The sequence below is a fragment of the Sinorhizobium sp. Y406 genome (genome assembly GCF_058732025.1).
In genome coordinates, this window is the sequence record NZ_CM178974.1 from 2,282,087 (window position 1) to 2,295,960 (window position 13,874).

Here is a 13,874-nt window from a genome sequence, read left to right on the forward strand (position 1 = left end):
TGGAGCCCGCCAAGCCGCCGTCCTGACATATCACTGCGACGGCTCGAACTAATTCGACCGTTGTGAGTTTATTGGTAAGCGGTGTTCTCAGGCCACGGGCTTGGGTTCTGGCTTATCGGCGTAGGCCCAAGGCAGTAGGTCGTCGAGCTGGCTGTTCGGGTGGCCATTGACGATCTTGGTGATGACGTCGGTCAGATAGGCAAGTGGCTCAACGTCATTGAGCTTGGCCGTTTCGATGAGCGAGGCGATGGTCGCCCAGTGTTCGGCCCCAGCGTCGGAGCCGGCGAACAAGGCATTCTTCCGATTAAGGGCAATCGGCCGGATGGAACGCTCGACGGTGTTGGAATCGATCTCGATACGGCCGTCATCGATGAAACGGGTCAGCCCGTCCCAGCGTGAGATCGTGTAGCGGATGGCTTCGGCGAGCTTGGTCTTCTGGCTGATGAGGGAGAGTTGCTGGGTCAGCCAAGGCGCGAGACTGGCGATGATCGGACGGCTCTTGTCCTGCCGGACGGCGCGACGGTCCTCGTGGGTGAGACCGCGGATATTGTCCTCGATTTTGTAGAGCTCGGCGATACGCCTGAGCGCTTCGCTGGCAATGGGTGCAGGACCGGCGGCGGCCAGTTCATAGAAGCGCCGACGCACATGGCTCCAGCAGAATGCCAGGGACACGCTGTTGCCGGCGGCGAGCGCTCGATAGCCAACGTATCCGTCCACCTGCAGGACGCCGACGAAGCCATCAAGATGCGCCATCGGACGTTCGCTCTTGCGATCGGGCGCATAGACATAGACAACACCAGGCGGGTCGACTCCCTGCCATGGCCTGTCGTCGCGAGCATAGGCCCAAAGCTGCCCGGTCTTCGTCTTTCCCCGACCCGGATCGAGTACCGGAGCGGTCGTCTCGTCGGCGAAGAGTTTGGACGAGGCCTTCAAATGCTCGAGCAGCCTTTGGTGAACCGGGCGCAGGTGCCAGGCGGCTCGACCGACCCAGTCGGCGAGTGTCGAACGGTCGAGATCGATCCCCTGTCGCTTGTAGATTTGCGCCTGCCTGTAGAGCGGCAAGTGATCGGCATATTTGGAGACCAGTACCTGGGCGACGGTCGCCTCGGTCGGAATGCCGCCTTCGATCAGCCGTGTGGGAGCCGGAGCCTGGACGACGACTTCCTCACAGGCGCGGCAGGCATATTTGGGACGGCGCGTCACCAGAACGCGGAACTGGGCCGGCACGATGTCGAGCTTCTCGCTGACGTCCTCGCCGATCCGGTGCAGGCCGTTGCCGCAGCAGGGGCAGTCATGGCTCTCGATGTCGATGACCACATCGATGCGCGGCAGATGGGCAGGAAGTGAGCCGCGGTTTATCCGCCGCTTGGCGACCCGCTCCCGGTGCAGATCGCTCGCTGCATGTTCCTTCTCCTCCAGACCGTCCGCCTCGACCTGTTCGGCTTCCTCGAGCCCAAGGAGAAGCTGATCCTCTGGAAGCGTCTCGGCTCTGCGGCCAAATCGGTGGCGCTGCAATTCCTTGATGATCTGCCGCAGCCGGGCATTCTCCGCCTCGCGCGAAAGCACCATGGCTTTGAGCGCGTTCAGGTCGTCGGGAAGCTCGTCGGCCGTCATCGTCATGGAGCGACAACAGCATAATCCGGCGACCAAAACGAGGGCGTGGGTGAGCCTGATTCAATTGGTCGCAGCGGCTAACCAGCCTTCTCCGGGATGCGCGTCTCGAAGGGCGCATGGACGCGCTTCCAATCCAGTCCCTCGAACAATGCCGAGAACTGCGCGGCCGTCAGGCGCATCGCACCGTCCTGCATCTTGGGCCAGTGGAACTCGCCATCCTCGAGACGTTTGGACACTAGGCACACCCCGCTGCCATCCCAGAAAACCAGCTTGATCCGGTCTGCGCGTTTGGCCCGGAACACGTAGATCGTGCCGGAGAAGGGATCAGCACCCATCTCGGCCTTTACCAGCGCCGCCAGGCCCTCCGCACCTTTGCGGAAATCGACAGGCCGGGTGGCGACCATGACCTTTACCGCTCCCGACGGCCCGATCACGACTGTGCCTTCACCGCTTGAATGACGGCGGCAATCGTGGCCGCGTCCGCGCCGGATGCGATCCTGACGAGCGCCCCGCCGATCTCCAATTCGATTGCGCCGCTGCTCGACTTCTTTCTCGATGCACGGGCCGGTTCAGGCTCCTTCGCCACCGCCTTCGTCGGCACATCCAGGACCGCCGGCGCAAACATCGGAACACCCTCGACATCAGGTACAGCTTCCAGCGGCTTGCGGGCGAGCCGACGCCAGGTGAACAATTGCTGCGGGGTCAATCCATGACGCCGCGCCACGGAGCAGACCGTCACGCCCGGCTCATAACTCTCCGCGACGATCTGCGCCTTGCGCTCGTCACTCCACTCCCGCCGACGACCGCTGCCCGTGAAAACCTCGAAACGGCGCGCCGGCTCTTCATCGCTGGATGTAAGTGTAAGCTGTGAAATCGACATATGTCCAAGCCCTCGTTCGGGCTCAACATCGTCAATCACGCACTGATCCGGAAGGTGCGGTCAAAACACCGCTTACGTTTATTGTATCAGGCGCAAACCCGGAGAAAACGCACATGGATTGGAATCGGGTCGAAGGCAATTGGAAGCAATTTAAAGGTAAGATCAAGGAGCAGTGGGGTAAGCTCACTGACGACGATCTCGACCAGATCGCCGGTAAACGCGACCAGCTCGAAGGCAAAATCCAAGAACGCTATGGTCTTGAGAAGGACCGCGCGAAGAGGGACATTGAAGACTGGTACAGCAAACAGGACGACTGGTAAGGGTCCCGCTCTGGCATAATTAAAACTCCGCCGTCGGCGGGGTTCTTAGTCGGCTCTAAGTGGCTCTTGCCGCGGCACAGAATGCTGCCCAATTCACTGAGGTCGTTGGAACTTTCGATTGCTTCAAGGCGTTTCCGGGTTCCTGAACAGCCTCAAAGGGGTGGACCATGCGACGTATTCTGATTGCTCTTGCTGCGACTACGATGATTGTTGGAGCGGCTGCCGCGCAGACAGCGGAAACCACGACCACCGAAACCTTCGTCACCGCCAAGCCGACCGACGTGCTGAGCTACAATCTCGTCAATCTCAACGTCACCAACAATGCTAACGAGTCGATCGGGGAGATCAAGGATCTGGTGCTCTCGGAAGGTCAGCTCACCGGATATATCGTATCGGTCGGAGGTGTCCTCGGGATGGGCGAGCGCTACGTTATTGTCAGCCCGAAGGCCGTCAAAATCACCTACGTCGAAAACGACAAGAAATGGACGGCTGTGATGGACGCGACCAAGGATCAGCTCAAGGCGGCCCCCGAATTCAAATACGAAGGCCGCTGGAAACGCTAATCCCGAACGACGGCCGCGCTTGTCGTTCCTTAATTCTCCATTATAAGGACACGTTGAATGGCCGAGACTCTTAAGCCTGCCGCTCCGGGCGTCGGCGATACGCAGGAAGCACTAGAAAAACAGATCGCGACGCTTCGCAATGAAGTGACAGAGATCAACAAGATGCTTGCGAAACGAACTGTCGGCGTTTTGCATCAAGCGCGCGAACGGGCATCCGATCTTTACGACGATGCGTCGAAAACGGCGGCGGGCGCAGCGAAGCAAGTAGGCACGCAGCTCCAAGCGGTATCAGAAGTCGCGCGAAAAAACCCGGGCACCACAGCGACTGTGCTTGGCGGGGTCGGCATTGTCGGTTTTCTGCTGGGCGTGGCTGTCGGCCTGACTTTAGCGGATACGCGCCGCCGTTGGTATTGATTCACACTGTTCAAAATTGGGGCCGGATAGGCCCACTTTCTTCAAAGGCAGGATTGCTCCCCTCATGCAGCGAAACAATACCTTGTACCTGATCATTGGCGGCCTGGTTGTCGCTGTTATAGTCCTGGGCGTCTACCTCTATCGCGAGGAAACGAAGCCGGCCGGCGTTGAACTCCGGCTCGACCAGAATGGCGTTTCTGTCCAGGAAAACTGAGTGCTGAGCCAAGAGCGAACGGGGGCGGAGGCCGTCCTCCACATGAGGTTTCGGGGCGCTCAACAAATGTCCCTAAAGCTGGTTCCTTCGTCTCCGCCGCTTTACGAAGAGGCGTCGGCTAAAGGACCGTTGAGAAGTTGTGAAATCCAACTGCGCTATGGCGAACGGCTTCTCAAGCACGATGCTGTTTGAAACGCCCCTCGACGGCCATTCCACCGCGCCGTGTCCACTGATGTAGACGACAGCTACCTCCGGGTCGATCTCCCCGACAATGCGCGCCACCTCCCAACCGTCCAGGGCCCTGTCCGGGATCCTGATGTCAGTGACCACACCCTCGGCTGCGCCTTCTGCGCTCCTGAGGTACTCCACGGCCTTCGTTCCGCTGGAGGCACGCGACGACATTGAAGCCTGCCTCCGTCAGCGCTTCTTCAAACTCGAAGAGTAACAGCCCTTCGTCTTCCACAAGCATAATCGTGACCGGTTCCATGGCCTTCGACCGTTGCCCATCGCAATGACGGGAAACGCAGGGAACGCAGGCGAAGGGCAACTGTTCCAATGTTCCAATGCAACTTAGTGTCGTTGTAAGTGCCGGCCGGCGGAGCTGCCACCTGGTTCGTATCCACCAGCCGACCCCATTGGTTTCTTTATGTCGGTGTCGTCACCGGGCCAGGTAGTCAATCGATCACCACGGCGTTGCGCACGTGAGCTTGGTTGTGTCAAGGATAAGGAATTCACTTCAGCGTTATCATTGCGTAGTTTAAAATGGAACAAAACCCCGTGCTAAACGTTATATAGCGTTGGAGTACAATCACGAGAAAAGCACCGTGCTAGGAACTCCTAGGAGACGTACATGGATATCACCACGCTTCTCATCATACTTCTGATAGTTATTCTGCTAGGTGGCGGCTTCTACGGACGAGGACGCTGGTATTAACCACACCGGATGTTTTACTTGTCCAACAGAGAAATCTTGGGAGTAAAGTTACTGGCAAGTTGTGGCGCAACGGCCACACTCTAGTATAAAACAGCGCTGCAACGGGTTCCCCGTGCTTCAGCCGCGCTCAGCGGCCGCAATAGCCGGGTGTGACCTCGTTTCGACGGCTGCCGTCCGTCTCGCGTTTGGGACCTTAAAGAAGTCCAGGGTGGACAATGTCGGCGTATTGCGACTGCGCCGCCGCTGCCACGCCGGGCTCAACAAAGGCGAGCAGCGCCATGCCCTGGCGCAGGCCATCTATACGTTCCGACAGGGGCATCGATTGCAGCCATGAGGCCCAGCAATACCGGGCGTCGGGCTTGAACCTCGTCACCGCGGCGATCGTCTATTGGAACTCGATCTATATGGCCGACGCCGTGGCGCACCTGCGGGCACAAGGCGAAATCGTCCCGGACGATCTCCTGACCCATACCTCACCGGATGGGAGCACATCGCCTTCTCCGGCGATTTCCTTTGGGATCGTGCCGCGAAGACAACCGACCGGAAACCGCTCAACCTGGCTGGAAAACACCGAGCGGCCTGACTGCGTTCAGGCTTCGTTCTACGTCAGCGTTGTTTAGCGGGAAACTAACGCTATGCCCTAAGGTAGACTGGGGCAGTAATGCCGAAACGCAGCAATACACCGTCGCTGCCGCGGAATTGCCGTGACTACTTGGCGGTGATGAGGTGCAAGGCAGAATTGCCCTGGGTGACGGCCGCGGTTGATAGCTTGCGATCGAAAGTCGCCAACTGGCCGCCATGCACCTTCGCGAGCGCAAGCAGGTAGGTGTCCGTCACCTGGGCTGAAGTCAGGATCTTTGCCGAAGCGACGTTGCCTGAACCGACAAGACTCACGTCGTCCGGCCAGAAACAATGTCCGGGGAGCGATCGCAATTTCCCTACGATTTCCATCACAAGTGCTGGCGAACCGGGAAAATTGGGATATTTCGGGTTGCCGACGATCCGGACGACGCCATTTTCGGTAATAGGACAGGTGGCCCACGCGTTTCGGCCGGTCGATGCGAACCAGTGGTGCGCATCATCATGGGCGACGTGGCCCGGATCGATCAAGGCAATCAATACATTGACGTCGAGCAGGAAAGTCACGGCAATTCGTCACGCAATGCGTTGACAATATCGAGTGTCACCGGTGGCGCGTCGGGTCGGGGCGATAGCAGAGGAATTCCATTGCGCTCGCCGCCGCTCTGCGGCCGGCGGAGGGAACGCCTCGCCAGGTCGGAAATGACTTCGCCGACGCTCCGGTGCTGTTGCGCCGCCATCGCCTTGGCGGCGACCAGAACATCGTCGTCGATCGCCAGTGTCGTCCTCATACCTGCCTCATCGCGCATCGGTCATCACGCATCATATAAAGCAGAGGGGCGGAATTCTCAAGATTGAACCGACGAGAGGTGCCGCGGGTGGGATCAGCGGGCCAGGTTCAGTTCAGCGAAAGCCGCTTCATCTTGCGATACAGCGTAGCGCGGCTGATACCGAGGAGATCGGCGGCCATCGAGACGTTGCCGTTGGTGCGCGACAGCACGCGGCGAAGAGCCGCCCGCTCGGCATCCGGCAACTCGCCGCCATCGCGCGGAGCCCCCTCATCGAGAAGGTCGGACGCGGGAACGCCAGCGGCGATGCGCCTGTCGTCGAGCCCCAAGCATTGCCGGGCCGCCCGCGTCGCGCCGAGCACGAGGTCGTCGCGATCGACTGCAAGCAGCGCCGGTCCGGCACGGTCCACCGGCACGAGCACGATGCGTGCCCCGGCGAAGGCGCGCCGGAAGAGGTTCGCCTCGACCCGCGCGGCGGCGTCGCGCACAGCCTGGGAAAGGATCGAAAGCGTCCCCTCGGAAGCGTCGTCACGGCAGGTGGAAATATCGAGCGCTGCAGCCAGGCGCCCGGCCTCGTCACGGATCGGCGCCGTCGCGCAACTGAGCCCGATATTGCTGCTCAGGAAATGCTGGTCGCGATGAATGACGACGGAGCGTTCGTCCGCGATCGCCGTACCGATTCCGTTCGTACCGACGCTCGCCTCGCTCCAAACCGTTCCGGACCAGAGGCCGACCCCGCGAAAATCGGCGTCGTCCCCGACCGCACCACGCCGCTCGAGCGCTATCCCTTTTGTGTCCGTAAGCAGAAGGCAGCACCCCGCCTTGCCGATGAACGTGAACAACCGATCAAGCTCACCGGCCGCTTCCACAATCAAAACGCCGGAGCGTTCGCGCGCCTCGAGAAACTCGCTCTCCGTGAGGCGCCACGGCTTCCGTACCTCCTCGGGTGCCAGCCCATGAAGGGTCATGCAGCGCCGCCACGAGGCGGCAACCGGCGACCTCGCGGCAGCCGAAGACTGGTGTGCGATCCTGTAGACCTGTTCCGAATGATCCGTGGCTGCAGGCATTCGCTCCCTCCCTGAAAGCGTCCGCGAAGGCAGATTGCCCCGACCTCCCGGGTTCGGCGCTGCTGCATTCTACCGGCACTATAGCCGGCGATCGCGGGCAAGGTCCAGCCGGACGATAGTCGCGCAGCGAAGGCTGCCGGCATCGATATACCGGACGATATGCTACTGCATCGGTACCTCGAGTCGCCCGCAAGTTCAGGCTTTTCGTCCATGCTTCGTGATTTTTCCGTTCAAACTCTCTTCATGGGCGTGCTGACCGCCTTCGTCGGCTTCGCCAGCTCCTTCGCCGTTGTGCTTCACGGTCTCACCGGTGTCAGCGCGAGCGAGGTTCAAGCCGCCTCAGGGCTGATGGCGCTTTCGATCTCGATGGGCGCCTGCGCTATTGTCCTCAGCCTCGCGACGCGGCTTCCCGTAAGCATTGCCTGGCCCGGCGCGGCCTTGCTGGCGGACTCGGGTGCCGTGGAAGGCGGTTTCAGTGCCGCGGTCGGCGCCTTCCTCCTCTGCGGGCTGCTGATCGTCGCCGCCGGACTTTGGAAACCGCTCGCCCGGATGGTCTCCTCCATCCCGTCGGCGCTTGCCAATGCGATGCTTGCCGGCGTGCTCATCGGCCTCTGCTTCGCGCCGGTAAAGGCGTTCGCCTTCAATCCGCTTTTCGGTCTGCCGATCGTCCTCGCCTGGGCGGTCGTCGGCCGCGTCAACAGGCTCTATGCCGTGCCGGCCGCGCTGCTTGCCTTCGTCCTCGTGATCGCCCTCGGCATCGACATGCCGGACGATGCGCTCGGCGAGCTCTCCTCGGCGCTGGTTCCGAGATTGGAGCTCATCCCGCCCGTCTTCAACACTGCGGCCGCGGTCAGCATCGCGCTGCCGCTCTTCATCGTGACGATGGCGTCGCAAAACATTCCCGGCATCGCCGTGCTGAAGGTCAACCACTTCCAACCGAACCCCGGCCCCCTGTTTGCAACGACGGGGCTCTTTTCGCTGCTGAGCGCACCCTTCGGCGGTCATGCGGTCAATCTGGCGGCGATCACCGCGGCCATTGCGCCGGTACCGATGCCCATCCCGACCGCGGCCGCCGCTACTGGTCGGCGATCAATGCCGGGATCACCTATATCGCCTTCGGGCTCCTCGCCGGTGTCGTCACCGCCTTTGTCGGCCTCGCTCCGCCGGTGCTGATCGAAGCCGTGGCCGGGCTTGCCCTGATCGGCGCCTTTTCGAGTTCCGCCATGGCTGCATTCACGGAAGCCGACTCCCGCGAGCCCGCCGCCGTCACCTTCCTGGTCACGGCATCCGGCGTCAGTTTCGCCGGCGTCTCCGGCGCCTTTTGGGGGCTGATTGCCGGCGGTCTCATGCTGGCGCTCGCCCGCTTGCCCGGCAGAAGGCATAGGAACCGTACCGCCTTGCATTTCATGCCGTTCTCCGCTATGGACCGCGCGTCCGCGCAGACACCCTTGGAGGCAACGCGGATGGCGTCGCCCTGCGGCTCCAGGTTTTTCCGCCCCCGGGCTTTGGCCCTTGACGGATGAACTCTCCAAATAACCAGAAAGGTCTAACCATGAGCCAGAGTTACGAGCTCAAGGCCGAGACGCGCGAACGGGTTGGTAAGGGGTCCTCCCGCGAACTTCGCCGCAACGGTCTTATCCCGGCTGTCATCTACGGTGACAAGCAGCCCCCGCTTTCGATCGCGCTGTCCACCAAGGACGTGACGATGAAGATCCACGCCGGCGGTTTCATGACCACCGTTGCGACGATCGACGTCAACGGCGAGAAGATCCGCGTCCTGCCGAAGGACTATCAGCTGGATCCGGTCCGCGACTTCACCATGCACGTCGACTTCCTGCGCGTCTCGAAGGACAGCCAGGTTTCCGTCCAGGTTCCGGTTCACTTCGAAAATGAAGAGAAGTCCCCGGGCCTTAAAAGGGGTGGCGCTCTCAACATCGTTCGCCACGACGTCGAACTGAACGTTTCCGCTGACGCCATTCCGGAATTCCTGACCGTCGATCTCACCGGTCTCAACATCGGCGACACCGTCCACATCTCGGACGTCAAGCTCCCGGCTGGCGCGACTCCGGTCATTGGCGATCGCGACTTCACCATCGCGACGATCACCGGCCGTGTACAGGAAGCCGAAGAGACGGAAGCGGAAGGCGAAGCAGAGGCTTGATTTCGGGCTTCTGAGCTGCCGCACACTTTCGTACTGGATCCAGAGACCCGCCCCATTTCCCATGGGGCGGGTCTCACTGTTCCAACCACAGACAACGCTTGCGCGTTGCCTTTCCAAGGACGATTTCAGCAACATTTAAGGATTTGATGGTGTGCTGCGCGTGGAGAGCGCAGCGTGGCAGTCCAAGAGAATCCGAATGCAAAAATCAAGACCATCCACCGGCGGGACCATCTCATGATGCACTCGGTGGAACACCGTTTTGTCGCAATCGTCTGCAGCGCGATGCTCATTTTCGTTGTACCCCTGTTGATGCTCTTCCTGAGCATGTCCGGCGACCGCGTCGCACGGGAGCGCCTGCACAACATCGAATTGCTGATGGAGGCCAGCGGCGAGGCGCTCGGCAAGCCTATCTGGGACTTCGATCAGGACGGCATCGAGCGGATTGCGCGATCGCTGATGAACGCGCGCGACATCCGCGCCGTCGTTATTCGCGATACCGCGGGCAAGGTCCTCACGCGGCTGCCCGGGGCGCAGCCCGATGCGCCCGCCGCCTATACTCTGAGCACCTCGATCAGCTACGACGCTGTGAACGGCACCCGAACCGTCGGCACGCTTGAAACCCTCGTTCCCGCATCCGGCATGCTGTCCCGGTTCAGCAAGGACGAATGGGCGGTTCTCGGCATCCTGCTCGTCGCCGTAGCCATCGTCTTCACGGCAGCTTTGATCGGCAACCGCCTGACCGTGGTCCGGCCGCTGATGCGGCTGACGGCGGCGATCGAGGCGACGCGGCGCCTCGGCTCGCGCCATCGGGTCGACTGGACGTCGCACGACGAAATGGGCGCGCTCGCCGCGAATTTCAACGCGATGCAGGACCGGCTCGCGCGCGAGGAAACGGAGCTGAAGACCGCGCATGCCCGGGCGACGGAGACCTATAATCAGACGCCAGCAATGCTCTTCTCGCTCGACGCAGAAGGACGCTTGACGGCGGTCAGCGACTACTGGCTTCTGGCAACCGGCTACAGCCGTGATGCCGTGATCGGTCGGACTTTTACTGACTTCATCGACGCGCATTGGCGGGAAGCCTACCGTCTGCGTTTGCGGGCCGGCACAGCGGACAGTCCCGCCAACAGCGAGGTCACGCTGCCCTTCCGCAAGGCGGACGGCGAGTTCATGACCGTTCTGATCCTGGAGACAGAAACGAAGGGCGGCGAGACTTCGCTCTCGGTAATGACCGACGTGACGGCACTGAAACAGGCTGAAAGCCGCAACCACTTGCAGGCGATCACCGACCACCTGACGGGCCTCCTCAACCGCCAGGGCTTTGAGAGCGCGCTGGATGCCGCGTTTCTGAGCGCGGATCAATGCGGCATGCAACTCGCCTGCCTCTTCATCGACCTCGATCGCTTCAAATGGATCAACGACAATTTCGGCCACGCCGCCGGCGATGCGGTGCTGCGCCTCACGGTGGAGCGGATCGGCACGGCGCTCGGTCCGGACGACGTGCTGGCGAGGCTCGGCGGCGACGAATTCGCCATTCTCGTACAGTCGACGGACGTCATCGCGCTTGCCGGGGAGATCGGCGAGCGGATCTCAGCCGCGCTGCGTGCGCCCATGCCGATCGCCGGCAACGACCTGTCCGTCAGTGCCAGCATCGGCATTTCGGCCTATCCGCTCCATGCAGAAAGCGCCGCCGACCTGCTGCTGAAGGCCGACATGGCAATGTATGCACGCAAGCGCGACGGCAAAAACGGGCTGAGGATCTTCGATGCCGGCATGCTCGACGCCGCACGCGAGCGCCACGAGATCGAGCAATTCATCGAGGCGGGCCTCAAGGAAGACTGGTTCGAGGCCTGGCTGCAGCCGATCGTCAGCCTCCACGACGGCCAGATCGTCGGCTTCGAGGCGCTGATGCGGCTCGACCACCCGCAAAAGGGCCTGCTGCCGCCGGCCAAGATCATCAACATTGCCGAAGAAACGGGCACCATCAGCCGCATCGGTGATCGCGTGCTGGAAAAGGCGATCCGCCATCTGGCGACGATTTCCAGTCTCGATGGAACCCAGGAAACCTACCTTGCCGTCAACTTCTCGCCGCTGCAGTTCGAACTCACTTTGCCTCATAAGCTCGCGGCACTTCTGCTCAAGCATCACATTTCGCCGCACCGCATCGTCGTCGAGATCACCGAAGCGGTGCTGATGCTCGACAATCCCGAAGTCCACGCAGTCCTGAAGCAGCTCCAGGAATTCGGTTGCCGTATCGCGCTCGACGACTTCGGCACCGGCTATTCCTCGCTCAGCTACCTCAACCGCTTCCCCGTCGACATCGTGAAGGTCGACCAGTCCTTCACGCGATCGCTCAGTTCCAGTTCCGCGGACGTCAGGCGCAAGAGCCGCATGCTCATCAAAGGCATTCGCACCATCTCACATCAGATGGGATGCACGGTCGTGGCCGAGGGCATCGAAACTAAGGAGCAGTGGCAACTCTTGCGCAAGCTCGGTGTGGATTATGGCCAGGGCTATCTCTTCAGCCGGCCCATGCCGATTAGCGGCATGCTGACGATGCTGGAGAACGAATCCGAGGCGAAGACGAGCTCAACCGGCTAGGCTGAAGCCGGATCCTGTCCGAGCCTGGGGACGGACGAAAGGAAAATACGGCGTGAAGAAACTGATCCTGGCAATCCTGCTCAACCTGGCCGCCACAGCCCACGCCGAAACGATCCATTTCCTCACCGAAGAGTACCGACCTTATAACTACCTGAGCGATAACGGTCCGGGCGGCGCCTCCGTCGACCAGGTCGCCCTGATCATGAAGGCCTTGGATCTTCCATACGACATCGAGGTCCTGCCTTGGGCGCGAGCCTTTGCGCTTGCCGAGAGGCAGCCTTTCCACTGCGTCTTCACGACCGGTCACGACGCCGAGCGGGACAGGATTTTCAAATGGATCGAACCGCTTCTGGTCGACCACATGGTCATGGTCCGCCGCAAGGACGCCACCGCGGCGCCGAAATCACTGGAGGAGGCAAAGCATTTCGTCATCGGCACGCAACGCGGGGACTTCTCCGCCGGCTATCTGAAGGAGCACGGATTTCAGCGGATCGATTTTGCCGCCACACTTGATTCCACGCTCAAGAAACTCCTCGCCGGCCGCGTCGATCTGATGATGACCTCGGAAAAGACCTTCGAGACGATGCGGGCCGGCGGCACGCCGGTCGAAGCGGCGCTTAGGTTGGACGGCAAGCAATACGGCATTGCCTGTCACAAGGACATGCCGGAGGAGATCGTCTCGCGCATGCAGGTCGAACTGCACCGGCTGATCGCCAACGGCACGCAGGACCGGATCTTCGAAGCTTACGGCCTGCGCCCGAACGGCATCCGGCAGGCGACGAAATAGCATTGACTTGCCCGGACAGCGGTGGTTTTGGGTGGGCGAGCGGGAATGCTGAGTTGTCCGTCAGCCGCCGAGGCATTCGACGCCGTCCGACCCGCTTCGAAGCACTGGGAGTTTGGCCGTATGCTGATTATAGCGGGACTTGGCAATCCGGGCCCCAAATATGCGGGCAACCGTCACAATGTCGGCTTCATGGCGGTCGACGCCATCCAGGGGCGGCAGGGCTTTTCCTCCTGGTCGAAGAAGTTCAAGGCGGAGATCGCCGAAGGCGAGGTCGCAGGCGAACGCGTGCTGCTGATGAAACCGCAGACATTCATGAATCTTTCCGGCGAGGCCGTGGGCGAGGCCATGCGGTTCTACAAGCTCGCGCCGAAGGACATCGTCGTGATTTACGACGAGCTCGATCTGCCGGCCGGCAAGGCGCGTATCAAGACGGGCGGCGGGCATGGCGGACACAACGGCATCAAGTCGATCGACGCTCATTGCGGGAAGGAATATCGCCGACTTCGCCTCGGCATAGGCCATCCGGGCGTGAAGGATCTCGTGCACGCGCATGTGCTCGGCGATTTCGCCAAGCCCGATCAGGCCTGGCTTTCGCCCCTCCTCGACGCGATCGCCGACAACGCCGACATGCTGGTGAGGGGCGAGGACTCGCAGCTTCTGAACAAGATCGCGCTTGCGCTGGGCGGAAAGCCGGAGACGGAAAAGCCCGAGACCACGAAGAAGCAGACGGCTCGCTCCCATATCCACCAGGCGCGCAATGCGGCCCAACCGAAGAAGCTCCCGGCAACCGGCCCGATGGCCGAGATTTTGAAGAAGATGTTCGGCGCCAAGGAGGATTGACGGGCCTGGCGTCCTCCCGTGACGGGCACAGGAATGAACGGGGCCGCACCATCCACTACAGCGCCGCGCGTCTTTTCAGTCGCGCAAGGTTCGCTGTAGGTCTTCGTATCTG

General features: G+C 61.4%; 14 protein-coding genes and 2 pseudogenes. 10 read left to right on the forward strand and 6 right to left on the reverse strand.

Annotated features, from left to right (window positions below; genetic code table 11):
• Window positions 1-87: 87 nt before the first annotated feature.
• The 3 genes from tnpC to tnpA form a co-directional block, all read right to left on the reverse strand.
• Window positions 88-1,620, reverse strand: a complete 1,533-nt coding sequence (gene tnpC, locus AC4P1R_RS10940; protein ID WP_492176919.1) for an IS66 family transposase — start codon at window positions 1,618-1,620, stop codon at window positions 88-90.
• Window positions 1,621-1,691: 71 nt separating this feature from the next.
• The gene (gene tnpB / locus AC4P1R_RS10945; RefSeq protein ID WP_069456438.1) at window positions 1,692-2,048 is read right to left on the reverse strand and encodes an IS66 family insertion sequence element accessory protein TnpB; all 357 of its coding nucleotides are present in this window, start codon (window positions 2,046-2,048) and stop codon (window positions 1,692-1,694) included.
• Entirely contained in the window at window positions 2,045-2,533 is a 489-nt protein-coding gene (tnpA, locus tag AC4P1R_RS10950; RefSeq protein WP_207543998.1) for an IS66-like element accessory protein TnpA, read from the reverse strand. The genes tnpB and tnpA overlap by 4 nt, the downstream gene beginning before the upstream one ends.
• Window positions 2,534-2,607: 74 nt before the next feature.
• Here tnpA and AC4P1R_RS10955 point away from each other — a divergent pair, with 74 nt between their 5' ends.
• From AC4P1R_RS10955 to AC4P1R_RS10975, 5 genes and pseudogenes are all read left to right on the forward strand, one after another.
• Entirely contained in the window at window positions 2,608-2,814 is a 207-nt protein-coding gene (locus AC4P1R_RS10955; protein WP_037471827.1) for a CsbD family protein, read from the forward strand.
• Between the two features lie 167 nt (window positions 2,815-2,981).
• Window positions 2,982-3,377, forward strand: coding sequence for a PRC-barrel domain-containing protein (locus AC4P1R_RS10960; protein ID WP_069458016.1), 396 nt, complete (start codon window positions 2,982-2,984; stop codon window positions 3,375-3,377).
• 57 nt (window positions 3,378-3,434) lie between these two features.
• Window positions 3,435-3,791 carry a hypothetical protein gene (locus tag AC4P1R_RS10965; protein ID WP_037461821.1) on the forward strand — a complete coding sequence of 119 codons (357 nt, stop codon included), beginning with the start codon at window positions 3,435-3,437 and terminating at the stop codon, window positions 3,789-3,791.
• Between the two features lie 64 nt (window positions 3,792-3,855).
• Complete coding sequence (locus AC4P1R_RS10970; protein WP_165614709.1) at window positions 3,856-4,005, forward strand: hypothetical protein; 150 nt, start codon at window positions 3,856-3,858, stop codon at window positions 4,003-4,005.
• Window positions 4,006-5,165: 1,160 nt separating this feature from the next.
• Window positions 5,166-5,522, forward strand: a pseudogene (locus AC4P1R_RS10975) (Tn3 family transposase); the annotation flags it as partial.
• A gap of 125 nt (window positions 5,523-5,647) precedes the next feature.
• On the opposite strand, the gene AC4P1R_RS10980 reads toward AC4P1R_RS10975, so the two are convergent.
• From AC4P1R_RS10980 to AC4P1R_RS10990, 3 genes are all read right to left on the reverse strand, one after another.
• Window positions 5,648-6,085: a TA system VapC family ribonuclease toxin gene (locus AC4P1R_RS10980; protein ID WP_069458017.1), complete on the reverse strand. Its 438-nt coding sequence runs from the start codon at window positions 6,083-6,085 to the stop codon at window positions 5,648-5,650.
• Window positions 6,082-6,309, reverse strand: a complete 228-nt coding sequence (locus AC4P1R_RS10985) for a CopG family transcriptional regulator (protein WP_116288757.1) — start codon at window positions 6,307-6,309, stop codon at window positions 6,082-6,084. Before AC4P1R_RS10985 ends, AC4P1R_RS10980 begins: the two co-directional genes overlap by 4 nt.
• Before the next feature lie 107 nt (window positions 6,310-6,416).
• Window positions 6,417-7,373, reverse strand: coding sequence for a helix-turn-helix domain-containing protein (locus tag AC4P1R_RS10990; RefSeq protein WP_069458019.1), 957 nt, complete (start codon window positions 7,371-7,373; stop codon window positions 6,417-6,419).
• Between the two features lie 210 nt (window positions 7,374-7,583).
• On the opposite strand from AC4P1R_RS10990, the pseudogene AC4P1R_RS10995 reads away from it, so the two are divergent.
• The 5 genes and pseudogenes from AC4P1R_RS10995 to pth all read left to right on the forward strand — a co-directional run.
• A pseudogene (locus AC4P1R_RS10995) lies at window positions 7,584-8,737 on the forward strand (benzoate/H(+) symporter BenE family transporter); the annotation flags it as partial.
• Between the two features lie 188 nt (window positions 8,738-8,925).
• Window positions 8,926-9,534 carry a 50S ribosomal protein L25/general stress protein Ctc gene (locus tag AC4P1R_RS11000; RefSeq protein WP_151611535.1) on the forward strand — a complete coding sequence of 203 codons (609 nt, stop codon included), beginning with the start codon at window positions 8,926-8,928 and terminating at the stop codon, window positions 9,532-9,534.
• A gap of 234 nt (window positions 9,535-9,768) precedes the next feature.
• Window positions 9,769-12,135, forward strand: coding sequence for a putative bifunctional diguanylate cyclase/phosphodiesterase (locus AC4P1R_RS11005; protein ID WP_151611981.1), 2,367 nt, complete (start codon window positions 9,769-9,771; stop codon window positions 12,133-12,135).
• Window positions 12,136-12,187: 52 nt separating this feature from the next.
• Entirely contained in the window at window positions 12,188-12,922 is a 735-nt protein-coding gene (locus AC4P1R_RS11010; protein ID WP_069458021.1) for a substrate-binding periplasmic protein, read from the forward strand.
• Window positions 12,923-13,042: 120 nt separating this feature from the next.
• The gene (gene pth / locus AC4P1R_RS11015; RefSeq protein WP_069458022.1) at window positions 13,043-13,762 is read left to right on the forward strand and encodes an aminoacyl-tRNA hydrolase; all 720 of its coding nucleotides are present in this window, start codon (window positions 13,043-13,045) and stop codon (window positions 13,760-13,762) included.
• Window positions 13,763-13,874: the final 112 nt, after the last annotated feature.